This is a genomic window from Stenotrophomonas sp. 05L413 (assembly GCF_056397945.1).
On sequence record NZ_JBFTOL010000007.1, the window covers coordinates 237,151 to 259,504 of the forward strand.

Genomic DNA, 22,354 nt, shown 5'->3' on the forward strand with positions numbered 1-22,354 from the left:
GTTCCAAGGAGAGTTCATGAGCACGTCCCCCATCACCTTCATCGGCGGCGGCAACATGGCCCGCAGCCTGATCGCCGGCCTGGTCCGCCAGGGCGTGGCCCCGGCCAGCCTCCATGTCGCCGAGCCGGTGACCGAACTGCGTGAGCAGCTGACCGCCGAATTCGGCGTCAAGACCTATGCCAGCGCGAGCGAGGCCGCCGCGCAGGGCACGGTCTGGGTGCTGGCAGTCAAACCGCAGGTGCTGCGTGATGTCTGCGCCTCGCTGACCGGTATCGCCCAAGGCAAGCAACCGCTGGTGGTCTCCATCGCCGCGGGCATCACCAGCGGCCAGCTGGACCGTTGGCTGGGCGGTGGCATGGCGGTGGTCCGCGCGATGCCCAACACGCCCGCCCTGCTCGGCGCCGGTGTCACCGGACTGTTCGCCACCGCCACGGTCAGCGCCGCGCAGCGCGCGCAGGCCGACACCGTGCTGGCCAGCGCCGGCCGCACCGTGTGGATCGATGACGAAGCGCGCATGGACGCCGTCACCGCCGTCTCCGGCAGTGGCCCGGCCTACGTGTTCCTGCTGGCCGAAGCGATGGAAGCGGCCGGTATCGCCCAGGGCCTGCCCGCCGACGCGGCCCGCACGCTGGTGGTGCAGACGCTGCTCGGTGCCTCGCGCATGCTCGATGAATCCGGCGAAGCCCCGGCCGAACTGCGTCGCCGCGTGACCTCGCCGAATGGCACCACCCAGGCCGCGATCGAGCGTTTCCAGGCCGACGGCTTTGAAGCCATGGTCGCGCGCGCGATCGACGCGGCGACGACGCGCGGGCAGGCATTGTCGGCGGCGAATGATTGACGACCAAGCGCAGCCACGCATGGCGTGGCGCTACCCCCTACGTTTACGGGAGACATGCACATGAAGATCCTGCTTGTCGGTGCCAGCGGCACCTTGGGCCAGGCGGTCGCCAGCACGCTTGGCGTCCACCATGAACTGATCCGCGCCGGCCGCCACGGCGGCGATGTGCAGGTCGATCTGACCGACGATGCCAGCGTGCAGGCGCTGTTCGCGAAAGTAGGCACGGTCGATGCCGTGATCGCGACCACCGGCCGGGTCCACTTCGGTCCGCTGGCCCAGATGCGGCCGGCCGACTTCAACCTGGGGCTGCAGGACAAGCTGCTTGGCCAGGTGCGGCTGAGCCTGGCCGCCCAGCATCACCTGAACACCGGCGGCTCGATCACCCTGACCAGCGGCATCATCAGCGCCCAGCCGATCCGCGATGGCGCAAACGCCACGGCGGCCAATGCCGCGCTGGAAGGTTTCGTGCGCGCCGCCGCCTGCGAGCTGCTGCCGCGGGGGCTGCGCATCAATGCCGTGAGCCCGAATGTGCTGGCCGAATCGATGGATGACTACGGCGCGTACTTCCCGGGCTTTGAACCGGTGACCGCGCAGCGCGCATCGCTGGCCTACCAGCGCAGCGTGGAAGGGATCCAGAGCGGGCAGGTATTCACTGTCTGGTGAGGCCGACGCCGGCCAGCGGCCGGCACTACTCCCAGCGGCGGGGGCCATCGCCCTGATCGCCGAGCGCATCGCCGGGGTTGGTCAGGCGGCAGCGCTTCAACGACAGGCAGCCGCAGCCGATGCAGTCGGTGAGCTGGTCGCGCAGCAGCAGCAACTGCTCGATACGCTGGTCCAGCTCACTGCGCCACAGCGCCGACATCTTCGCCCATTCGGCCTTGGTCGGCGTCTTGTTCTCCGGCAGCGCCGCGAACGCGGTCGCCACCGCTTCCAACGGCATGCCGACCCGCTGCGCCACCCGGATCACCGCCAGCCGGCGCAGCACATCGCGGGCGAAGCGGCGCTGGTTGCCGGCGGTGCGCAGGCTGCGGATCAAACCCTTGCGCTCATAGAAATGCAACGCCGATACGGCCACCCCGCTCCGTTTGGCGACCTCGCCTACACTCAGTTCCTTCGCGATCACTGCTTGACCTCAACCATGGTTCAGGTGGCATCCTGCGCGCCGCTGGGGGTGCACTGCAAGCCTGGCCCTCCTCCCGATGTCTGGAACCCGCATGTCCGCTGAAGTTTCCTCTCCGCCCGCCACCGCTCCGGTGGAGGACACGCCGATCCCCTCGATCCTGTCGCCGGCGTACCGGGCGACCACGATCGGCATGGTCGCGCTGGTCTCGCTGCATGGCTTCGAGGCGTTGGCCGTGGCCGCAGCGATGCCCACGGTGGCCCATGATCTGGACGGGCTGCGGCTGTACGCGCTGGCGTTCGGCGGCACCCTGGCCACCAGCGTGATCGGGATGACGCTGTCCGGGCGCTGGAGCGACCAGCAGGGCCCGGCGCGCCCGCTGTGGCTGGGCCTGGCGTGCTTCATCGCCGGCCTGCTGGTCGCCGGCTTCGCCCAGCACATGCCGGTGCTGGTGCTTGGGCGCCTGATGCAGGGGCTGGGGGCCGGCGCGATTTCCGTGGCGCTGTATGTGCTGGTCGGGCGCTCGTTCCCCGAGCCGATGCGGCCGCGCGTGTTCGCCGCATTCTCCGCCGGTTGGGTGGTGCCTTCGCTGATCGGCCCCAGCATCAGCGGCCTGATCGTGCAGCACCTGGGCTGGCGCTGGGTGTTCCTGATCGTGCCGCTGCTGGCCATTCCGGCGGCGTTGCTGCTGCGCCCGGCCCTGCGCCAGGTCGGCGTGGTGGCCGCGGGCAGCACCGGCCGCAACGTGGTGCCCTGGGCCGTGGGTGCCTCCCTCGGCGCGCTCGCGCTGTATGTCGGCGGCCAGCAGCAGGGATGGCTCGCGCCCGCGCTGCTGGTGCCGGCCCTGGCCGTGCTGGCACTGTGCAGTTGGAAGCTCCTGCCTGCCGGCACGTTGACCCTGCGCCGCGGCCTGCCCAGCGTGATCGCGCTGCGTGGGATCGCGGCCTCTGCGTTCTTCGGTTGCGAAGCGTTCCTGCCCTTGCTGCTGCAGCGCGAACGCGGCCTGACCCCGCTGTTGGCGGGCGTGGCTTTGAGCCTGGGCGCGTTGGGTTGGTTTGCCGGCTCGTGGCTGCAGGGCCACCAGCAGCGGGGCTGGTCACGCCGGCAGTTGCTGCAGTCCGGCGCGCTGTTGATGTGCGTGGGCATTCTGGCCACGTCGCTGGCGATCCAGCCCGGCATGCCGCTGTGGTCGGCGATGGTCGGTTGGGTGCTGACCGGGCTGGGCATGGGGCTGATCTATCCCAGCCTCTCGGTGCTCACGTTGTCGCTGTCAGCGCCGGCACACCAGGGCGCCAACACCTCCGCCCTGCAGCTCAGCGAGGCCTTGGGCGTGGCGACCACGCTGGCCGTCTCCGGTTCGCTGTTCGCGCTGTTCCTGGAGGGCCGGGAAGCACTGGGCTACCTGCTGACCTTCGCGATCATGCTGGTGCTGGCGATGCTCAGCGTGGCGGTGGCGCGGCGGATCTGAGCGAGGTGGCATGGCGTGCGCCTCCTCACGGATGCGTGTCGCCGACCTCTTTCAGATCCTCACGCAGGATGCGGCGGATCTCCAGCACGGCCTGCGGGGTCTCCTGCACGCTGTGCCCGGAGAGGATCACCTTCTCCGATACCGCCCCCTCCAGATGCGCGCTCCAGTACGGCACCAGGCCATCGTCGGACTGCAGCAGCGGCACGTCCGGTTTACGCTGGGCGATGATCGAGTGGTACTTCAGGCCCGGGGTGATCGGCAGTGCGCCAGCCGCCTTCACGAAGGGATCGCTGGCCTTGAGGTTGTCGATGCTGTTGGGCACCTGCAGCTTCGTGGTGGTGTTGGCCGATTCGGATTCCTGCAGGGTCAGGAACACATCCTCGAACTTGCCCAGGATGGTGATCGGCAACCGCACCAGCCGGCCGATCAGGCGCCCCAGCCGGTTGCCCGCGATGTCCGTGCCCTTGTGCGGCGCGGCGATGAAAATCACCCGCTCCACGTTCGGCTCGGCGGTGAAGTGCAGCAGCGGACCGAGCTTGGCTTCGACGCGCTTCAGGCGCTCGCCCTTGAGATCGTAGTTGGCGAGCAGATCGTTCCACAGCACATCGCCGGAGGAGGTCACCAGCAGGCGTGCAAGCACGCCGCCCATGCTGTGGCCGATGAACACCATGTCCTTGGCGGCCGGCGTGCTGCCGGTCGGGTCGAAGTGCTTGAGCGTGTTGTTGAAGGCCTGGTTGATCTCGTAGCGGTTCAGCGCGATCGGGGCGTTGGTCGGGTAGTACACCTGCCAGACCTGGAAGTGCCGGCGCAGCTCGGGATCGCCCATGATCTCGTTGGCCACGTTGACCCAGGCTTCCGGGCTGCTGCCCAGGCCGTGCAGCATGAAGATGATGCGGCGGTTGGGGTCCCACGGCTGCATCAGGTACATGTGCGGCGCGCCGATGCCTTCGCTCATGCCGAACAGCGTGCGCAGCGACTGCGTGGCAAAGCCGGACTGGGCCAGCCACAAGCCGTAGGCCGCGGTGAAGTTGCCCGCCAGCGGTACCTTCTCACCGTGCAGGTCCACGCTCTCGGTGGACTCGGGCGAGTACACATCAAACAGCACCTGGGTGGTATCGAGCACCTGCTGCAGATTGTCGCCCTTGAAGCGCAGCAGGGCGGTGGCGTTGATCGCCGACATCTCGCTGTACTGCGGAATCTCCGCCTTCCCGCCGTCGGCCGGTGCAACCAGCTTGGGGGGGTCCATGATCACCACCAGCTCGGCGCCGAAGCCGTCGCGGCGATAGGTGCTGCGCAGCCCGGCAAAACTCACCGCCGAGGCGGACACCATGCGGGTCGGGATGCTCTGCATGCGCAGCTCATCGAAATCGGAGGTCAGCGTCCAGCGCTCCCCTGCCACGGCGGCGTTGTAATCCTCGCCTTCCAGCGCACTCTCGCGGCTGCGCTTGAACACCACCGAGGCGGTCTGTTCGGCGGCGTAGTTGTAGTAATCGCGCACCTGCGTCTGGCGATCCTCGAAGGCGCGGTCCGAAGGCGTGCGCCCGCTGAAGAACAGGTACGCATAGGCATAGCGCGCCGCTTCCAGCCACGCATCCAGCGCGGCATCGGACATCGGCGTTTTCTCGCGGTCCTTGGGCTTGGGGGTCAGCGCGAGCGCGGTCTTCACCCAGAGCTCGGACTGCGCCGACAAGCGCTGCTCTTCGGGCAGGACATCGGTGTCGGCGAGGGTCTTCTGGCAGGCAGTCACATCCTTTTCGCACTGTGCCACGTCCATGCCGATCACGCTCAGCGTTTCCTGCGAGGCGGCGCTGAGCTTGCCCGAGGTGAGCACGTCGCCACGCTTGTTGGCCAGGTACTCGGTCGGGGCCACCTGCTTCATGGTGACCATCGCACAGCCGCTGGAGAGCAGCAGCGAGAGCACCACGGCCGTCATCGGCAACGCGCGGTGCGCGAGCAGTTTCACAATGGATCTCATGGAACGCTTCCCTGCCCTGTCCCCGGAACATCCCGGCGGATCACCTGTGAAAAATCATCGTTTGCATTGCTCGCCCGCGCACGGTCGGTAATCCGCCCGCGTGCCTTCAGCGTCTCGAACGGTACCCCCGGCGTGAGCACCCCCAGATCGCGCGCGTACTCGGCGAAATAGCCCGAGGCCAGCAGCCGGTAGTCCATCGGCAGGCCCGGTGCGATCTGCTTGGCCAGTTCGTACACAATGGTCGTGCAGTTGCTGGTCAGCGTGTTGTAGAACGCCGGCGCGGCATCGAGCCTGCGGGCCTCGCCGAGGTAGGACACGAACAGCGCCTTGAGCTGCTCCTGGGTCATGCCGTGCAGGCGGTACAGATAGACATCTTCGCCCCGCGCATTGGTGCGCGTGCGCACGATGTCGGTTTCCTCCGAGGCGACCAGGGTCATCTCGAACTTGCGGAAGAACCCGCCCAGCGCGGAGAACGACTCGCCGCGCTCCTTGCGGATCTCCAGCGAGAACACCAGGTAGCGACCGTCGTCGAAGCCGAACGAGATCAGCGTGTGCGCGATCATGGGGCCCATCCAGTAGGACAGGATCAGGTCGGCCGAGCGCAGCTGGTCCAGGTTGTACTCGCGGCGCACCCAGCGCGCGTCGTAGTCGGTCTCGCTGCGCCAGGTGAAATCACGCACGTTGTCGAGCACCACACGCGGGCCATCCACCTCGACCACCTTCAGCCGCTGGGCGACATCATCGGCCCAGATGCGATCCTGGCGCGGGGTGAGCAGCAGCCACCAGATGCCCGAGACCACCAGCGCCACGCCGTACAGCACGCCCGGCCAGCGCCCGGCGCGCGCACGCGCCACCCCGATCGCCCCGGTGACGGCGAACACGACCCACAGCCCGACCAGCAGATACCGCACCCAGCCCGGACCCGGCAGCTGGTAGGCCAGCAAACCGGTGATCCACAGCGCCGCCAGCAGCATCAGCAGCGCCAGCCCCCATCGTCCTGCCTTCTTCACGCATCGATCCGTCGTCTGTCCGGGGCGCTAGTTAGCCATAACCCCTGTGTGCGCCGCATGTCGAGCCTGTTCAGCTTCGGGCCGCCGTTCACCCCGGGGGCCCCGCACCGGCTGGCTCCGCCCCCCGGCCGGTCGCATACTTGCGCGATCAACGGCCATCAAGGAAGCGCCCAGCATGCAGGGTCTGACCACCGTGGGCGGGGTGCCCATCCAGCGCCACCATCTGCTGCGCTGCCATTGCGGGGCCGTCGTCCTGCGCCTGCATCTGCCGGACGGCGTGGTCTCACCCCGCCGCTGCGACTGTTCGATGTGCCGGCGACGCGGCGCGATCGTGGCCTCGGTGAAGCTGGCCGATCTGGAGATCGTGCAGGGCCACGACGCACTGCGGCTGTATCAGTTCAACACGCATGTGGCCCGCCACCACTTCTGCAGCGTGTGCGGCATCTATACGCATCATCAGCGCCGCTCTTCACCGGACGAATACGGCTACAACGTCGGGTGTCTGGACGGGGTCAATCCGTTTGATATCGGGCAGGTGCCGGTCAACGACGGGGTCAACCACCCCGCCGATGCCAAGCGTCCTTAGCGGCGGCCCGGGCCGATCTTCTGCCACGGGGCCATGCCTTTGCGCCCATGCAACAGCGGGCGCTTGAGCGGCAGCCGGCGCGGCATCGGGATGCCCACCCCAGGCGCGGCGGTATCGTCCTGGCGCAGTGACTCGGCGCGCTGGCCCACCAGCAGGGCCGCCACTTCTTCCAGCCCGTTTCGCATGGTCCGGGCGACCGTCTGCAGGGGATTCATGGCGTGTCTCCAAGCGGTGTGGGGACGATCTACGCTAATGGCGCACCGGCATGGACACCGTGAACGGAATGGGTCAAAAAGATGAAATCGGGGGTCCGGGGAGGCAACGCCGTTCAGTGTTTTGCCGCCGAATCGGGCCGGCCCTTGCCCAGGCGCCGCACCAGCACGAAGAACAGCGGCACCAGCAGGATCGCCAGCAGCGTGCCGGAGAGCATGCCGCCGATCACGCTGACACCGATCTCGCGCCGGCTCACCGCACCAGCGCCGGTCGCCAGTGCCAGCGGAATCACGCCAGCCACGAAGGCCAGCGAGGTCATCACGATCGGCCGCAGGCGCAGGCGCGCGCCCTTCAGTGCCGCCTCCACCGCCGAGCTGCCCGCGCGGTACTCGGCCTCGGCGAACTCCACGATCAGGATCGCATTCTTGGCCGATAGACCGATCGTGGTCAGCAGCCCCACCTGGAAGTAGATGTCGTTGACGAAGCCCGCCGCGGTGGTGGCGATCACCGTGCCGATCACGCCCAGCGGGATCACCAGCATCACCGCCACCGGCACCGTCCAGCTCTCGTAGAGCGCGGCCAGGCACAGGAAGATGAAGGCAATGGACGCTGCATACAGCCACAGCGTCTGATTGCTGGAGAGCTGCTCCTGGTAGGACAGCCCGCTCCACTGCAGTTCAAAACCGGGCTGGTCGGCCACCAGGGACTGCATGGTCTGCATCGCCTCGCCCGAGCTGCGCCCTTCGGCGGCACTGCCTTGGATCTGCATCGCCGGCAGGCCGTTGAAGCGCTGCTGCAACTGCGGCCCGCGCGACCAATGGCTGCTGGCGAAACTGGCGAACGAGGCCATCTGCCCGTTGCTGCCGCGCACATACCACTGGCCGATGTCGTCGGGCACGCTGCGGTAGGGCTGGTCGCCCTGCACGTACACACGCTTGACCCGGCCGCGGTCCAGGAAGTCGTTGACGTAGGTGCCGCCCCACGCCGAGGACAGCGTTGAATTGATGTCGGCCTGGGCCAGGCCCAGCGCGCTGGCTTGGGCCTGGTCGATGTCCAGATGCAGCTCGGCCTTGTCGCCAAGACCATTCAACCGCACCGAGGTGAGCCGATCGTCATCACTGGCGGCCTGCACCACCTTTGCCTGCGCGGCCTGCAGCGCCGGCCGGCCGGCAGCGCTGTTGTCCTGCAACCACAATTCGAACCCGCTGGACTGTCCCAACCCACGCACCGCCGGCGGCGCCAGCACGTTGACCTTCGCATCGGGCAGGTTGCGGAAGTGCGCGTTGGCGCGGGCGATGATCGCCCCGGCGCTGTGCTTGGCATCGCGTTCGGACCACGGCTTGAGCGCCATGAACCCCTGCCCCGCGTTCTGCCCGGTGCCGGCGTTGTTGCGGCCGACCACCACGAACACCACGTCCAGGCTGTCCTTCTCGTGTTCCATGAAGTAGCGGCTGATCTGCTCGCCGAGCGCCTCGGTGCGCACCATCGGCGTGCCTTCCGGGGTGGAGAACTGGAACGTCACCTGCCCTTGGTCCTCCACCGGCAGGAAGCCGGTCGGCATCCGTGCATACAAGGCGACCACACCCACCACCAGCAGCACGTAGAAGGCCATCCAGCGCCGCGGGTGCGCCACGATGCCGCCCAGCTTGCCGCGATAGCCGTTCTGGCTGCGCTCCACGCCGCGGTTGAACCAGGCGAAGAAACGGCCCGGTGGCTTCTGCGCGCTCGATGGCTTGAGCAGGGTCGCGCACAACGCCGGGGTGAGCGTCAGCGCGACCAGTGCCGACAGCGCCATCGCCGAGGCGATCGTGATCGAGAACTGCCGGTAGATGATGCCGGTGGAGCCGCCGAACAAGGCCATCGGCAGGAACACCGCGCCGAGCACCACGGTGATGCCGACCAGCGCACCGGTGATCTCGCCCATCGATTTCTCGGTCGCCTCGCGCGGCGGCAGGTGTTCCTCATGGATGATGCGTTCGACGTTCTCCACCACCACGATGGCATCATCCACCAACAAGCCGATCGCCAGCACCATCGCGAACAGGGTGAGCGTGTTGATGGTGAAGCCGGCCACCGCCAGCACGCCGAACGTGCCCAGCAACACCACCGGCACGGTGATCGCCGGAATCAGCGTCGCGCGCAGGTTCTGCAGGAACAGGAACATCACCACCACGACCAGCACGATCGCCTCGATCAGGGTGTGGATGACACCCTCGATGGAGACCCGCACGAACGGCGTGCTGTCGCGCGGGTAGGCCACTTCCAGCCCGGGCGGGAAGCTCGGGCGCAGCCGCTCGATCTCGGCGCGCACCGCATCGGCGGTTTCCAGCGCATTGGCGCCGGAGGCCAGCGTCACTGAGAAGCCTGCGGCGGGATAGCCGTTGAGGAAGCTGCTGGTCTGGTAGTTTTCCGCGCCGATTTCCACCCGCGCCACATCGCTCAGGTACACGGCCGCGCCGCTGGGCAGGGTGCGCAGGATGATCGCGCGGAACTGCTCGGCGGTCTGCAGCCGCGACTGCGCGGTGACGGTGGCGTTGAGCGCCTGCTCCGGGCCGGTTGGCAACGCGCCCAGCTCACCGGCGGTGACCTGGGTGTTCTGCGCCTGGATCGCGGTGCGCACATCCGAGGGCATCAGATCGAACGCGCGCAGTTTGTGCGGGTCCAGCCAGATACGCATCGCATAGGGCGAACCGAACACGTTGATCTCGCCCACGCCGGGAATGCGGCTGATCGGATCCTGCACGTTGCTGACCAGGAAATCGGAGACGTCCACCCGCTCCATGCGCCGGTGGGTGTCATACAGCGACACCACCATCAGCGAATCGCCCTGCGATTTGGCCACGGTGACGCCCTGCTGCTGCACTTCCTGGGGCAGCCGGTTGATCGCCTGGTTGACGCTGTTCTGCACCTGCACCTGGGCGATATCCGGGTTGGCGCGCTGGTCGAAGGTGACCGTGATCCGCGCCTGGCCCGAAGATGAACTGGTGGAGGAGAAATACAGCAGGTGGTCGATGCCCTTGATCTGCTGCTCGATCACCTGGGTGACGCTGTCCTCCACTGTCTGCGCCGAGGCACCGGTGTAGTTGGCGGTGATGTTGACCTGCGGTGGCGCGATGTCCGGGTACTGCTCCACCGGCAACTGGGTCACCGCGATCGTGCCCAGCGCCATGATGCAGATGGCCAGGACCCAGGCGAAGACCGGGCGGTGGATGAAGAAGCGCGGCAGCATCGGCGGCTCAGCCTTCGCCGGCCGGCGCGGCGGCGGGCACCGTGGCCGGTGCGGCTTCGCCGGCAGGCTTGATCCGGACCGTGGCGCCTTCGCTCAGCCCTTGGCGGCCACTGAGCACGACCTGCTCACCGGCACGCAGGCCATCGAGCACCAGCCACTGGTCTCCCACCGCGCGCGCCGTCGCGAACGTGCGTTGATGCACGCGCCCGTCCGCGCCCACCACCCACGCCAGCGCCTCGCCCTTCGGGCTGCGGTCCACGGCGGCCTGCGGCACCAGCAGGGCCTGCTGGCGCGTGCCCTGCCCGACCCGGGCGCGCACGTACATGCCGGGCAGCAGCTGCCCCTGTGGATTCGGGAACTGCGCGCGCAGGGTGATGCTGCCGGTTTCCTGGTCCACATCGATATCGGCGAATTCCAGCGTGCCGGTCACGGCGTAATCGGTGCCGTCGGACAGTTTGAGCTGCACCGGCGCGGTCGTCGCTTCCACGCCGCCCTCGGCGATCGCGCGGCGCAGCGCGAGATACTCGTTGCTGGACTGGGTGATATCCACGTTCATCGGATCCACCTGCTGGATGCGCGCCAGCGGCTCGGCCTGGCCGTTGGTCACCAGCGCGCCCGGGGTGAACAGCGCGCGGCCGATCCGCCCGCTGATCGGCGCGGTCACCCGCGCAAAGCCCAGGTTGGTGCGTGCGGTATCGCGCACCGCCTGCGCCGCCTGCACCGCCGCCTCGGCCTGGTGGTGGGTGGCCACCGCATCATCCACGTCCTGCTGCGCCGCCAGTTGACCGACGCCGAGCTGCTGCATGCGCTTCGCACGCAACCCCGCCGCCACCGCACTGGCCTCGGCCGTGCGCAGGTTGGCCTGCGCTTCGTTCACCGAGGCCTGGTACAGCGCCGGTTCGATCTGGAACAGCGGCTGCCCGGCTTTCACCATCTCGCCCTGCTCGAACAACCGCGCCTGCAATACCCCGGAAACCTGCGGGCGTACATCCGATTCCTGAGAGGCCACCGTGCGCCCGGGCAATTCCTGGGCCATCGCCAACGATTGCGTCTGCAGGGTCAGCACCGTCACCTCCGGCGCCGGTCCCTTTGCCTTGGGCGCTTCCTTGCTGCAGGCGGCCAGCCCCAACGCCACGGCCAGCCCCAGCAGCGGCAGGCGCCAAGGGCCGGACAACAGTCCGGGGGCCGGGGAGGACGGGAGCGGATCGGTCATGGGGGACGGTATTCCAGGCGTGAACGGGGCACATGGCCCCGGGCAGGGCCACTGCTCGGGGCGAATATAGGAGAAGCGGGGCGAGGATCCGGCGAAAACCGCATGAAACATTTTTCATTTGCAGTCCCTCCGGGGGGTTGCGACGATGCACCCGTCCCAATTGTCAAAGTGGCCCATGCCGCGCGTACTCACCATCGAGGACGACCTCGTCACCGCCGAGGAAATCGCCACGGAACTGCGCAGCCACGGCTTCGAGGTGGACCGGGTGGGCAATGGCGAGGACGGTCTGGCCATGGCCTGCCGCAGCGACTACGCCGTGATCACCCTGGACCGCATGCTGCCGGGCATGGATGGCCTGGCCCTGGTCACGGCCCTGCGGCGCCAGGGCATCACCACCCCGGTGCTGATGATCAGCGCCCTTTCCGATGTGGATGAGCGGGTCCGGGGCCTGCGCGCCGGCGGCGATGACTACCTGACCAAACCCTTCGCCTCGGACGAAATGGCGGCCCGCGTGGAGGTGTTGATCCGTCGCCATGGGCGGCCAGCCGTGGCGGAGAACCAGTTGCGCGCCGGTGACCTGGAGCTGGACCTGATGACCCGCACCGCCCGCCGCGCCGGCGAGGAGATCACCCTGCTGCCGACTGAGTTCAAACTGCTGGAATTCCTCGTGCGCAACGCCGGCCAGGTGGTCACCCGCACCATGTTGTTCCAGGAGGTATGGGGCTACCACTTCGATCCCGGCACGAACCTGATCGACGTCCACATCGGCCGCCTGCGCAAGCGCATCGACCAGCCCGGGCGTGCCCAGCCGATCCGCACCGTGCGTGGCACCGGCTATGTCCTGGACGACCATGTCTGATCACTGGCGTTCCTCCAGCAGCCGGCTGCTTGGGCTGTACTGCGTGTTGTTCGTGGCCTGGTCCAGCGTACTGCTGGGGGTGATGTACTGGCGCGTCTCGGACTACCTCAACGACCTCGCCGAATCCGGCCTGCAGCAGCGCGCGCACCTGTTCGAGAAGTTCGAGGGCCAGGCGCTGGACGATGCGCTGCGCGACAGCCTGCGCTACGACCTGCACGGGGCGTATGCCTACGGCATCTTCAGCCGCAGCGGGCAGCGACTGTCCGGCCCACTCCTGGCGATTCCCGATGGCCTGCGCATCGACGGACACGCGCAGGCGGTGGAACGCTGGTCCCTGCGCAGTGGGCCGATCAAGGCGCCCGGGCGCGCGCTCGGCGTGGAAACCCAGGATGGCCGCCTGCTGGTGTTCGTTCGCCAGAGCGGCAAGCTCACCGCGGTCAACAGCATCATCCTCGATGCGCTGCTGTGGGGCGTCTCGTTGACCATCATTCCCGGCCTGGCCGGCTGGCACATCCTGCGCCGGCGCCCGCTCAAACGGATCCAGCAGATCGAGGCCGCGACCAACCGCATCATCGCCGGCGACCTCGGCCAGCGCCTGCCCGTTTCCGGCCACCCGGATGAGATCGACCGCCTGTCGAGCATCGTCAACGCCATGCTCGAACGCATCGAGCAGCTGATGACCGAGGTCAAAGGGGTATGCGACAGCATTGCCCACGATCTGCGCACCCCGCTCACCCGTCTGCGTGCGCATCTGTACCGCACCCGCGTCGGGCTGGAGGAAGAGGACCCGCGCGCGGCGCAGCTGGACAAGGCACTGACCGAAACCGATATGTTGATGGCGCGTTTTTCCGCACTGCTGCGCGTATCGGAACTGGAAAGCCACCAGCGCCGCTCCGCCTTCGTGGAACTGGATGCGGGCGAGCTGCTGCAGGAACTGCACGCGTTCTACCTGCCACTGGCCGAGGAGAAGGACCAGCAGCTGCTGCTGGAGATCGACCCGCAGGTGGGCACGCTGTGGGGCGACCGCGAACTGCTGTTCGAGGCGCTGGCCAACCTGCTCTCCAACGCGCTGCGCTTCACCCCGGCGCAGGGCCGGATCGTGCTGCGCGCGGCGGACGACCACGGCGCACCACGCATCGATGTGATCGACAACGGCCCCGGCATCCCGCCGCAGGATCGCAGCCTGATCTACCAGCGCTTCTTCCGCGGCGGCAGCGGCGGCGAGACGACCGAGGGCTTCGGGCTGGGGCTGTCGATCGTGGCCGCCATCGCCGGCCTGCATGGGTTCCGGGTCCGCGCCGGGGACGCGCCGGGCGGCGGCGCATGGCTGAGCATCCGCTGCGCGGCGGAGGGGCTTCGCTGACATCCGGCCGCCTGCACATCGCGGCGATGCGGTAGCCACTAGCATCGGCGGCGACGTTTGATTCGCTGCAAGGTGTACCCCTCGATGTCCTCATTGCCCGGCCCGCGCTTCCTCAACACCGTCCTGCTCGGCGGCAGCACCCCCGAGAAACTCGATGCCGCCGCAGCCGCCGGGTTCGCACAGGTCGAGCTGTGGCGCGAGGATGTAGCGTCTTCGTCGGTAGCCGAGGTTCACGCCATCCTTGCGCGCACCGGCCTTCAGCTCACCGATGTGCAGGTGCTGCTGGATTTCGACGGCGCTTCGGCCGCCACTCGCGAGGGCAAGCGTGCAGAGGCGATGTCACTGCTTGCGCTGGCCAAGGACCTGGGCGCAGGCACCGTGCTGGTGCCCGCCTGCACAGCGACCGACTACGTGCCCGACCGCGTCACCGATGATCTGCGCTGGCTGTGCGCGCGTGCCGCCGAACGTGGCCTGCGCATCGCCTACGAAGGCATGGCGTGGAGTCGCCTGCATTCGACCCTGCCCTCGGCGTGGCAGCAGATCGAGCAGGTCGGCGCGCCGAACATGGACATCGTGGTCGATGCCTTCCACCTGTTCGCCGCCGGGCGCACCGCCGACGATCTGCGCGACGTGCCGGTGGAGCGCATCGCGCTGGTGCAGCTGTCGGATGTGCTGACCCAGCCACTGCCCGGCCAGGTCACCACGCAGGCGCGCCATCACCGCTGTCTGCCGGGCGATGGCCTCTGGCCGCTGGAGACGCTGATCGATGCGCTGGCCGCGATGGGTTACAGCGGGCCGATCGGGCTGGAGGTGTTCAACGATGCGCTGAAGGCACGCGATCCCCGTGACGTGGCGCGTGAGGCGATGGCCGCGTTGGAGGCCGTGCTGGCGGATTGATAGCTACCTTGTGGCAGCCCATCAGTCGGCGGAGCGTTACTGCTGGCCATCCTCAGCGCCGGCCCAGTTGCTGACTGAAGTCACGCGGGCCAGCGATCCGTAGGTGGGATCCTCGGCGACTACCTCGAAGGAAACAACGACCTTTGCCTGCCCATCCCTCATTGCGTGGCCCTCCGTTGCGGGATGGTAGTGCCACCTCTGAGCGCGCGCAGTGACCCAGTTGTCCAGCTCAACTGAACCGCTGGACTGCATAAGCTGCACCGCACCTGCGACGCCCTCAGCGGAGACATCCACGCCCACCAGCACCGGCCCACTCATGCCGATGGTGGCCCTAAATACCCTCACATTCTGGTCTCCGATCTTGGTGTCATCGGAGATCTCAGCGAAGCAATCTTTCTCCAGACACTCGAGCTTGGCGCCAGGGCGACCACTTCCATCGCGTCTTCTGAAGTCATCGATCAAGGTGTAGTTACTGCTGACTTCACTGCATAGGAAGTCCTCGGGATCATCCGAACGTGCGAACGATGCAGACCTGGAGCAGTTGGAGACATGCTTGGACAGCGAGGACTGAATCGGGCGGAAGCACTCCATGCTGTACGCGCGACCATCGTGCCCTGTGCAGCGCTGCAGTTCAGCCAGGTCCGCGCGGATAGCGACCTTGCGTGCGTCAAGCTCAGCCGCGTTCTGCAGCCGACGCTCCATCTCAGACTGTTCAAGGCGCCGCTGCTCGATTTCCTTGTGGACTTCCTCGGAGGCAAGGCGCTCTTCGAATGAACGCTGCATCCTTTGCAAGCGATCCATCGAAATGACCTCGACGGGCCTTGAACCGCAATCAGTGTCGATATGACGCCAGGCCCCTTTGCACCATTCGATGACGAAGTCGTCCTTGAAGGTCTCCTGCTCACCCGCCTTCCAAGACTCCATCCGATCCTTGGCAAAGCGTAATCCAATCTTTCCTTCCAATTGACGATAGTGCTCCGCCAGTGTCGTACGGGCGCCCTCCTCTTCTGCGGCACGCTGCTGGAGAAACTCATAAGATGCAGCGCCGCCAGCGCGCAAGGCCAGTACTGTCCGGCCTTGAACCCTATACCGCTTGCGTTCTGGGAAGGGCACCTCCGTGATACTGACGGGCCTGACCTGCACGACCTCAAGCAGGTCATTACCGATTGGCCCAACACCCCTGAATTTCACCTCGATAGGGCTGTTACGCCGCGCCTCAGTGATTCTATCGACCGTAGGGGAAGACGGTCCCATCCATGAACATGATGCTATCAATGGAGCAAAGCCAAGCCCTATGATCCATTTCCTGATGTCCATCGTTCCCTCGATGTAGTGAATGCGGGGATTGTAGACGGAGACTATCTCCATCGGCAGCCCAACCACGCTGGCGATCGAGGTGATCCCCGTTGGTCGCGCCATACATGCGCAGCCTTCAGCGTGGCTCTACAGCCGCCTTCGCGATAGCCGGCCACTGCGCGGCGACCTCCTCCACACTGCCGGCCGGCACCGCCCGCAGATCGCGCGGATAGTGCACACCCTCGGCCTCGCTCAGCCGAGTGGCATGGAACTGGCCGTTGCTCGCACGCAGGATCCAACCGCCTTCGCTGCAGGCGCGCGAGGCCAGGAACACGACGCCTGGTGCTACGTTTTCTGGATGAAGCTCATCCGGCTCGCCCTCTATGCCCCACATGCGGGTCTTGGCGACCGGCGACACCGCATTGACCACGATGCCATGCGCCGCACCCTCGGCCGCCAGCACGTTGACGATCCCAACCGCGGCCGACTTCGCCGCCGCGTACGCCGCCAGCCCGTGCTGCACGTACTGCGGATACAGCGCGCGGTCGGAGGTGGTCAGCACGATGCGGCCATGGCCCTGCGCCTGCATGGCCGGCCATGCCGCCTGCGCCAGCCACAGCGGCGCCTTGGCCGCGACCGCCATCATGTGGTCGAAACGATCCTCATCCACCGCATCGGTCTGCTGATACTCGACCCAGCCAGCATTGTGCAGGATCACATCCAGACGGCCGTGTCGCTGCAGAATGTCAGCGACCCGTGCGGCAGCCGCAGTGCGGGTAACAATGTCATGGTGGCTGGCCTCGACAGGGAGCCCCTCTGCACGCAGACGCGCTACAGCGTGATCGATCCGCTGCGGATCGCGGCCGGTGCCGTCCGGCGTGGCGCCCACGTCCTGCATCACCACGTGTGCGCCGCGCTGCGCCAGCAATCGGCTGTAAGCGAAGCCGAGCCCACCCGCGGCACCGGTGACCAGGGCCACCTGCCCGACGAAAGAAAGTGTGTCGTTGATCGTCATGCGGACAGCATCCGCCCTGGTCAGCGCGGATGCCAATACCGATGAGAGCTTGCTGCGATACTCAGGGCGTATCGCGCGCGCGATGCTCAGACGTGCGTGGGCTCGACGATCACCGCCGTGCCGTAGCAAAGCACTTCAGTCAGGCCGGTCATCACATCGGTAGCGTCATAGCGCATCGCGATGATCGCGTTGGCGCCCAGCAGCCGCGCATGGTTGGACATGTCCCGGTAGGTCTCTTCGCGCGCCTGCTCGCACAGCTGCGTGTAGATGGTGATGTTGCCGCCGAAGATGGTCTGCAGCCCGCCGAGGAAGTTGCCCACGATGGAACGCGAACGCACGGTGATGCCGCGCACCACGCCCAGGCTGCGCACCACGCGGAAGCCGGGCAGCTCCATCGCCGTGGTCACCATCGCATCGTCGAGCCGGGTTGCCGGGCCTGCGCGGCCACCGCTGTTGTAAGGATCTGCCATTGCTGCCTTATCCAGGTTGAGAGTATCGATCCGGCCAGCACGCAGGGTGCGGCTGGCGCTGGCGGAAGGATAGCGCCAAGGCAAGCACGGATGTGATGCCACGTGATGCCCCAGCGGCGCCCCTATACCCCGCCGAGCCGGACCACCTGGTACACCGCCACATTCTGCTCGGCCAGCGCCCGCACCACCTCGGGAATCAGCTGCATCGGCAGGTCCACTTCGTAGCCGTGCGGACGCGCGTGCAGGAGCGAGGCGTCGAAGTCGAAGGCAGGATTGTCTCTGGCGCGTTGAACGAGGAACGTGGTGATCGCATCGCGGGCGATGTCCTCCGATTCCCCGACTTCGAAATACACCCGGTACAGCGTGTCGCCATAATCATCGGGCGTGCCGTGCACGGAAGTCACCGTTGGGTCGGTCATCGCGTCCTCCTGTGTTGGCGCAAGCGCCGGGCCAGCCGAAACCATACACCTCGGTCGGTCCACAGCGCCTGCACACAGTCGCACTTCCGGCAGCCCTCAGCGCCCCCGCGGATCCACCAGATCGCTCTTGCTCCTGGCAAAGACCGGCGCCCCCACGTCCAGCTCCGCATCACCCACCGGCCGACCCGCCAGGAAGTCCGTGATGCCTGCGGCGATGGCAGGGGTCCCGAGCCACAGCTCGTTGTCGTGGCTGGCCCCGCGCACCCGCAAGGTGCGGCTATCGATGAACCCCGGCCGCAGCGCCTCGGCGTTGGCTGGCGGCGTGCGCCCATCCAGCGTGCCACTGATGAACAGTACCGGCACGTTGCTGCGCAGTGGTCCCCTGAAAGCATCGCCAAGATCGACCAGCCCCAGCCCATCCCCGAGCGCCGGGAACGGGAAGTTCAGCGCATCGCCAAACAGGCTCTCGCGTGATTGCGCCTCGGCCAGTGCGCGGCGCTGCGCAGTCTGGCCCGAGGCCACATCCATCGCCAGCGACATCGCGCCGTAGCTGCCGTACTCACTGCGCAGCAGCAGGACCATCGCCGCCAGCAGATCGTAGTCGCCGTTCTCGGCATCGCGCAGGATCAGCGGCAGCCATTGCTGGGTCATGCGGCGCCCGAGACAGGCGCTGATCGCCAACTGCGCGTCATACGCGCCGATCATCACCGGCTTGCCACCGTGCATGACACTGCGGCCCTGACGCGGCTGCTCGCGCAGTGCTGCCAGCACGCGCGTGGCCGAGCCGGTCAGATCATCGAATCCCGCCCCCTTGGCCAGCACGCTCAACTCCGCCAGCAACGCATCGGCCGACAGCGGCAGCTTCAAGGTGTCATCGGGCCCTTCCGTCCCCATCAGCACCACGCGGTCCAGACCGGCGCCGTGCAGGCGCACCGTGGCCAGCGCCAGATGGGTGCCGTAGCTCATGCCCCACAGGCTGATCTTCGGCACCTTCAACGCACGCCGCAGGTCCTCCAGATCGCCAGCACTTTCCGCGGTGGTGTAGGCCCCCAGGTCCACGCCCGTCTCCCGCCAGTACGCCACGCAGCGGGCGGCAACGTCACGCAGCGCGGCGAGCGCGGCATCGCGCTGCAGCGGCTGTGCATCGTCGAACGTGTGCTCGTGCGGGCACGGCGGCGGCGGCTCGGACTCGCCCGCCCCGCGCTGATCAAGCAGCAGCACGTCGGTTTCGCGCCGGACCTGATCGAACACCGGCCAGCGCGGTCCGCGCGCGGTGCCGATCCCTGAGCCACCTGGACCGCCGGCCAGATACACCACCGGGGCCGCACTGCCATCGCCGCCGGTCGCCGGAAGGCGCACCACCCGCAGGCGCATGCGCGGTCCGTTGGGATCGGCATGCCGACGCGGCACCTCCAGATAGCCTGCCTCGGCGTCGATGGTGCCGTGCTTCTGTGTCTCGAACGCATACGGGGTGAACACCAACGGCGCCGGCGCATCGACTGCCAGCACGGGTGCTGCACCGACGAGGGTCAGGCAGAGCGCTGCCCACCGCGTGACCCGCAGGCACAGGCCGGGAGAAGGAGAACGGAACAGGGACATCGGGACATTGGACATGACGGACTCCGGGTGGGAGGTAAGGGAATCGAGCGCCGAGTGAGGGCGCATGCACCACGCCGCGAGCATCACTTTCCCCACGGCAGCCGAGGACGGCCCGTCCGCCGAACAGCTCCAGGCGGGGGTCCAGTGACTCCGTGCAACCGATACGATGGGCACATGCAGATCCCACGCACCCTGACCGCCCTCGCCGTCCTGCTCATCGCGGTCGCCGCGTGGCTGCTGTTGGTCGCGCCCCCACCGGGCCTGCACTACTACGAGGCCCAGGAGATGGCACCCGCCACGCTGGGCGCTGATGGCGCACTGCCCACCGCGCCGCCAACGACGCTGGAGTGGCAGCCGGCCAACCAGCGCGAACTGGTGCAGTGGCGGGGCCCGTACTGGCTGCGCTGGCGCCTGCCTGCGCAGCCAGCACACCATGCGGCCGACCGTGCACTGCGCATCTCGGTGCGCGCCGCCAGCCAGCCCTTCTGGAACGGCCAGCCCTTGGCCGCCAATGGCACCGTCGGCCGCAACGCGGACGAAGAGCAGCCGGGACAGGTGGACATCATCCGTGTGCTGCCGCCCTCCTCGCCCAGCAGCACCGATACGCTGGTGCTGCTCGCCTCCAGCCATCATCAGTGGTTCAAACTGCGGGGCGCGGATGCCTTCGTTGCGGTCGGGCCGGCCGCCTCGATCTACAGCCTCAACCTTGGACCGTGGTTGATCGCCGCGCTTGCCACGGGGGCGCTGGGTGCCGCCTGCCTCTACTTCCTCGCTGCACAGCGCGGCCGGCCACGGGTAGCGGGTGCGCGCCTGCTGCTCGCATTGGGTGTCGTCGGCCTTGCGTTGCCCATCGTCGAAGCATGGCGTCCGCTGGTCGGCTATGCCTATCCGTGGCACGGCCCACGACTGCTCATGCTGCTTCTGCTGCACCTCGCCGCGGCGATCCTGCTGCCGGCTTACCTGGCGCGTCGTTTCGGCGTCGCGGTGCCGAAGACAGCCCGCATCGCCTATCTCGCCACCCTGCTGGCGCTGGCCGCCTTCGTGCCCAGCTTCGACGGCCGCGGTGCCGCACTGCTGCTGCTCAGCCTGCTGACCTCCACCTACGTGCTGCTGCGCGCCCGCGGCGAGCCCGACGAGCGCTGGCCGATCCTGACCTTGGTGGTGGCCGGTGCACTCGCCGTGCCGCTCGCTGGCGGGATTTTCCTCGACGGCCCCTACTTCCTGTTCCTGGCCGTGCTGATGGGCTTCCTGCTGATCCGCCACGCCGCCCAGCTGCGGATGCTGGACCACCACAACGCGCAGCTGCGCGGAGAGCGCGCCCGTCTCTCGCTGCAGCTGCTGCAGCGGGGCATCCAGCCGCATTGGCTGATGAACACCCTCACCGGCCTGCAGGAACTGATCGAACAGGCACCGATGCGCGCCAGCCGCCTGGTCGAATCGCTGGCCGAACAGTTTGATCGCCTGCGCGAAAGCAGCACCCGCCCCAGCGTGCCGATCGAAGAAGAGCTGGCGCTGTGCCGCAACCACCTGGACATCGTCGGCCTCGCGCTGGATCGCCACATCGGCTTTGAGGTCGAGGGCGAACACAACGGCCTGTGGCTGCCGCCCGGCGTGCTGCATGCGCAGGTCGAGAATGCGCTCACGCATGCGGGGGCGGTCGCGTGTGCCGAGCATCCGTTCCGCCTGCGTGTTCAACGCGAGGACGACCGTTGGATGCTGGAACTGCGCAGTGCACGCGGCACTGCCCCGCATCGCGGGCAAGGCACGGGCACGCGCTATATCGAGGCCAGCCTGGCCGCCACCTGCCCCGAGAACTGGCGCTTTGAACAAGGCCCCGATGGCAACGACTGGTACGGCCGCATGGAGCTGACATGCGCATCCTGATCGTCGAGGACGAACTGCTGGTCCGCCAGCGGCTGCTGCGGATGTGCACCGAACTGGCCGGCAGCCGCGCCCGATTCGATGCCGTGGCCGACCTGGATGCCGCCGGTGACCGGCTGCAGCGCAGCGTGTATGACGGCCTGCTGCTGGATTTGAATCTGGGGGGCGAGGATGGCTTCGACCTGGTGAAGCGCGTGGTCGCTGGCCGATACCACTGCGTGGTGGTCTCCGCGCATCGGGAGCGGGCGCTGCAGGCGTTTGAGCATGGGGTGCTGGATTTCGTGCCGAAGCCTTTCTCACGCGAACGGCTGGGGCAGGCGCTGGAGCGGCTGCTGGATGTTGGGCGGTATCGATCTGGCGCGGCGCGTTACCTGGGCATCTGGCATGCGCAGGGGACGGCGATGGTGGAGCTCGCCAATGTGCTTTGGATTCGTGCTGATGGGGACTACAGCGAAGTACGTATGCGCGATGGGCGGAGTGAGCTGCATGACAAATCGCTGGCGAGTCTTACTGCCGTGCTACCGCCGGACTTTGTGCGTTGCCATCGGTCGTATCTGGTCAATCTGACGCATGTGCGGACGTTGCATGCGGCTTCGGGGAGCCGGTATTGGTTGGTGTTGAATGATGGGGCTGAGGTGCCGGTGGGGCGGGCGTTTGTTGAGGACGTGCGCGGGGAGCTTGGGTCGATATAAGCGCTTCGAGAAGACCGCTGCAGGACCGATGCCCGCTTTCGGCCAGGAGCAGTCGTCGCGAAACGTAAGCCGAAGGTGGGCCTAGTCGAGCTTTATCGAGGAAGCCAGATCACCCTTTGTTGACACTTCAGCAAAGGCAGTCTGGGTTCCAGCCGGTAGTGGCACTCGCATCCCGAACCTGAGCCGCCTCTGGTTCGCTAAATATCTGGAG

The 22,354-nt window shown here is 67.4% G+C and carries 20 protein-coding genes; 9 read left to right on the forward strand and 11 right to left on the reverse strand.

The window, feature by feature from the left end; translation table 11 throughout:
• Positions 1-16 precede the first annotated feature (16 nt).
• On the forward strand, positions 17-838 hold the full coding sequence (gene proC / locus AC1DIQ_RS16630; RefSeq protein ID WP_478050434.1) for a pyrroline-5-carboxylate reductase: 822 nt from the start codon (positions 17-19) through the stop codon (positions 836-838).
• A 60-nt stretch (positions 839-898) separates the two neighbouring features.
• Positions 899-1,501, forward strand: coding sequence for a short chain dehydrogenase (locus AC1DIQ_RS16635; protein WP_152153573.1), 603 nt, complete (start codon positions 899-901; stop codon positions 1,499-1,501).
• Positions 1,502-1,526: 25 nt separating this feature from the next.
• Here AC1DIQ_RS16635 and soxR read toward each other — a convergent pair whose 3' ends face one another.
• Positions 1,527-1,958 carry a redox-sensitive transcriptional activator SoxR gene (gene soxR / locus AC1DIQ_RS16640; RefSeq protein ID WP_478050498.1) on the reverse strand — a complete coding sequence of 144 codons (432 nt, stop codon included), beginning with the start codon at positions 1,956-1,958 and terminating at the stop codon, positions 1,527-1,529.
• A 94-nt stretch (positions 1,959-2,052) separates the two neighbouring features.
• Here soxR and AC1DIQ_RS16645 point away from each other — a divergent pair, with 94 nt between their 5' ends.
• The gene (locus tag AC1DIQ_RS16645) at positions 2,053-3,426 is read left to right on the forward strand and encodes an MFS transporter (RefSeq protein WP_121043101.1); all 1,374 of its coding nucleotides are present in this window, start codon (positions 2,053-2,055) and stop codon (positions 3,424-3,426) included.
• A gap of 25 nt (positions 3,427-3,451) precedes the next feature.
• Here the strand turns inward: AC1DIQ_RS16645 and AC1DIQ_RS16650 are convergent, their stop codons facing one another.
• Positions 3,452-5,401: an esterase/lipase family protein gene (locus AC1DIQ_RS16650; RefSeq protein ID WP_121043099.1), complete on the reverse strand. Its 1,950-nt coding sequence runs from the start codon at positions 5,399-5,401 to the stop codon at positions 3,452-3,454.
• Positions 5,398-6,375, reverse strand: a complete 978-nt coding sequence (locus tag AC1DIQ_RS16655) for an Lnb N-terminal periplasmic domain-containing protein (RefSeq protein ID WP_121043097.1) — start codon at positions 6,373-6,375, stop codon at positions 5,398-5,400. Before AC1DIQ_RS16655 ends, AC1DIQ_RS16650 begins: the two co-directional genes overlap by 4 nt.
• Positions 6,376-6,586: 211 nt before the next feature.
• Here AC1DIQ_RS16655 and AC1DIQ_RS16660 point away from each other — a divergent pair, with 211 nt between their 5' ends.
• Entirely contained in the window at positions 6,587-6,997 is a 411-nt protein-coding gene (locus AC1DIQ_RS16660; RefSeq protein WP_478050435.1) for a GFA family protein, read from the forward strand.
• Here AC1DIQ_RS16660 and AC1DIQ_RS16665 read toward each other — a convergent pair.
• The 3 genes from AC1DIQ_RS16665 to AC1DIQ_RS16675 form a co-directional block, all read right to left on the reverse strand.
• The gene (locus tag AC1DIQ_RS16665; RefSeq protein ID WP_143592064.1) at positions 6,994-7,212 is read right to left on the reverse strand and encodes a hypothetical protein; all 219 of its coding nucleotides are present in this window, start codon (positions 7,210-7,212) and stop codon (positions 6,994-6,996) included. The genes AC1DIQ_RS16660 and AC1DIQ_RS16665 overlap by 4 nt on opposite strands.
• Before the next feature lie 113 nt (positions 7,213-7,325).
• Positions 7,326-10,439, reverse strand: coding sequence for an efflux RND transporter permease subunit (locus AC1DIQ_RS16670; protein WP_478050436.1), 3,114 nt, complete (start codon positions 10,437-10,439; stop codon positions 7,326-7,328).
• A gap of 7 nt (positions 10,440-10,446) precedes the next feature.
• Positions 10,447-11,652: an efflux RND transporter periplasmic adaptor subunit gene (locus AC1DIQ_RS16675; RefSeq protein ID WP_478050437.1), complete on the reverse strand. Its 1,206-nt coding sequence runs from the start codon at positions 11,650-11,652 to the stop codon at positions 10,447-10,449.
• Between the two features lie 175 nt (positions 11,653-11,827).
• Between AC1DIQ_RS16675 and AC1DIQ_RS16680 the strand changes: the two genes are divergently transcribed.
• The 3 genes from AC1DIQ_RS16680 (at position 11,828) to AC1DIQ_RS16690 (ending at position 14,771) form a co-directional block, all read left to right on the forward strand.
• Positions 11,828-12,511 carry a response regulator transcription factor gene (locus tag AC1DIQ_RS16680; protein WP_152153579.1) on the forward strand — a complete coding sequence of 228 codons (684 nt, stop codon included), beginning with the start codon at positions 11,828-11,830 and terminating at the stop codon, positions 12,509-12,511.
• Complete coding sequence (locus AC1DIQ_RS16685; protein ID WP_152153581.1) at positions 12,504-13,874, forward strand: sensor histidine kinase; 1,371 nt, start codon at positions 12,504-12,506, stop codon at positions 13,872-13,874. Before AC1DIQ_RS16680 ends, AC1DIQ_RS16685 begins: the two co-directional genes overlap by 8 nt.
• 84 nt (positions 13,875-13,958) lie before the next feature.
• On the forward strand, positions 13,959-14,771 hold the full coding sequence (locus AC1DIQ_RS16690; protein WP_478050438.1) for a sugar phosphate isomerase/epimerase family protein: 813 nt from the start codon (positions 13,959-13,961) through the stop codon (positions 14,769-14,771).
• A 36-nt stretch (positions 14,772-14,807) separates the two neighbouring features.
• Here the strand turns inward: AC1DIQ_RS16690 and AC1DIQ_RS16695 are convergent, their stop codons facing one another.
• The 5 genes from AC1DIQ_RS16695 to AC1DIQ_RS16715 all read right to left on the reverse strand — a co-directional run bounded on the left by AC1DIQ_RS16695 (position 14,808) and on the right by AC1DIQ_RS16715 (position 19,585).
• Entirely contained in the window at positions 14,808-16,190 is a 1,383-nt protein-coding gene (locus tag AC1DIQ_RS16695; RefSeq protein ID WP_461770548.1) for a TonB family protein, read from the reverse strand.
• A gap of 13 nt (positions 16,191-16,203) precedes the next feature.
• Positions 16,204-17,082: an SDR family NAD(P)-dependent oxidoreductase gene (locus AC1DIQ_RS16700; RefSeq protein WP_478050439.1), complete on the reverse strand. Its 879-nt coding sequence runs from the start codon at positions 17,080-17,082 to the stop codon at positions 16,204-16,206.
• Positions 17,083-17,168: 86 nt separating this feature from the next.
• A complete protein-coding gene (locus tag AC1DIQ_RS16705) occupies positions 17,169-17,552 on the reverse strand; it encodes a YbjQ family protein (RefSeq protein ID WP_121043079.1) in 384 nt (127 codons plus the stop codon).
• A gap of 122 nt (positions 17,553-17,674) precedes the next feature.
• Positions 17,675-17,971: a hypothetical protein gene (locus AC1DIQ_RS16710; protein ID WP_226956720.1), complete on the reverse strand. Its 297-nt coding sequence runs from the start codon at positions 17,969-17,971 to the stop codon at positions 17,675-17,677.
• A 96-nt stretch (positions 17,972-18,067) separates the two neighbouring features.
• Positions 18,068-19,585: an alpha/beta hydrolase gene (locus tag AC1DIQ_RS16715; RefSeq protein WP_478050440.1), complete on the reverse strand. Its 1,518-nt coding sequence runs from the start codon at positions 19,583-19,585 to the stop codon at positions 18,068-18,070.
• 159 nt (positions 19,586-19,744) lie between these two features.
• Here AC1DIQ_RS16715 and AC1DIQ_RS16720 point away from each other — a divergent pair, with 159 nt between their 5' ends.
• Positions 19,745-21,454, forward strand: a complete 1,710-nt coding sequence (locus tag AC1DIQ_RS16720; protein WP_478050441.1) for a histidine kinase — start codon at positions 19,745-19,747, stop codon at positions 21,452-21,454.
• On the forward strand, positions 21,442-22,143 hold the full coding sequence (locus AC1DIQ_RS16725; protein WP_478050442.1) for a LytR/AlgR family response regulator transcription factor: 702 nt from the start codon (positions 21,442-21,444) through the stop codon (positions 22,141-22,143). The genes AC1DIQ_RS16720 and AC1DIQ_RS16725 overlap by 13 nt, the downstream gene beginning before the upstream one ends.
• Positions 22,144-22,354: the final 211 nt, after the last annotated feature.

Coding starts and splice junctions, on each gene's coding strand:
- AC1DIQ_RS16725 (WP_478050442.1), top strand. CDS start 21,442: ATGCGCATCCTGATCGTCGAGGACGAACTGCTGGTCCGCCAGCGGCTG.
- AC1DIQ_RS16715 (WP_478050440.1), bottom strand. CDS start 19,585: ATGTCCAATGTCCCGATGTCCCTGTTCCGTTCTCCTTCTCCCGGCCTG.
- AC1DIQ_RS16670 (WP_478050436.1), bottom strand. CDS start 10,439: ATGCTGCCGCGCTTCTTCATCCACCGCCCGGTCTTCGCCTGGGTCCTG.
- AC1DIQ_RS16665 (WP_143592064.1), bottom strand. CDS start 7,212: ATGAATCCCCTGCAGACGGTCGCCCGGACCATGCGAAACGGGCTGGAA.
- AC1DIQ_RS16650 (WP_121043099.1), bottom strand. CDS start 5,401: ATGAGATCCATTGTGAAACTGCTCGCGCACCGCGCGTTGCCGATGACG.
- AC1DIQ_RS16700 (WP_478050439.1), bottom strand. CDS start 17,082: ATGACGATCAACGACACACTTTCTTTCGTCGGGCAGGTGGCCCTGGTC.
- AC1DIQ_RS16720 (WP_478050441.1), top strand. CDS start 19,745: ATGCAGATCCCACGCACCCTGACCGCCCTCGCCGTCCTGCTCATCGCG.
- proC (WP_478050434.1), top strand. CDS start 17: ATGAGCACGTCCCCCATCACCTTCATCGGCGGCGGCAACATGGCCCGC.
- AC1DIQ_RS16635 (WP_152153573.1), top strand. CDS start 899: ATGAAGATCCTGCTTGTCGGTGCCAGCGGCACCTTGGGCCAGGCGGTC.
- AC1DIQ_RS16695 (WP_461770548.1), bottom strand. CDS start 16,190: ATGGCGCGACCAACGGGGATCACCTCGATCGCCAGCGTGGTTGGGCTG.
- AC1DIQ_RS16655 (WP_121043097.1), bottom strand. CDS start 6,375: ATGCTGCTGGCGGCGCTGTGGATCACCGGTTTGCTGGCCTACCAGCTG.
- AC1DIQ_RS16680 (WP_152153579.1), top strand. CDS start 11,828: ATGCCGCGCGTACTCACCATCGAGGACGACCTCGTCACCGCCGAGGAA.
- AC1DIQ_RS16710 (WP_226956720.1), bottom strand. CDS start 17,971: ATGACCGACCCAACGGTGACTTCCGTGCACGGCACGCCCGATGATTAT.
- AC1DIQ_RS16705 (WP_121043079.1), bottom strand. CDS start 17,552: ATGGCAGATCCTTACAACAGCGGTGGCCGCGCAGGCCCGGCAACCCGG.
- AC1DIQ_RS16675 (WP_478050437.1), bottom strand. CDS start 11,652: ATGACCGATCCGCTCCCGTCCTCCCCGGCCCCCGGACTGTTGTCCGGC.
- AC1DIQ_RS16685 (WP_152153581.1), top strand. CDS start 12,504: ATGTCTGATCACTGGCGTTCCTCCAGCAGCCGGCTGCTTGGGCTGTAC.
- AC1DIQ_RS16660 (WP_478050435.1), top strand. CDS start 6,587: ATGCAGGGTCTGACCACCGTGGGCGGGGTGCCCATCCAGCGCCACCAT.
- AC1DIQ_RS16645 (WP_121043101.1), top strand. CDS start 2,053: ATGTCCGCTGAAGTTTCCTCTCCGCCCGCCACCGCTCCGGTGGAGGAC.
- AC1DIQ_RS16690 (WP_478050438.1), top strand. CDS start 13,959: ATGTCCTCATTGCCCGGCCCGCGCTTCCTCAACACCGTCCTGCTCGGC.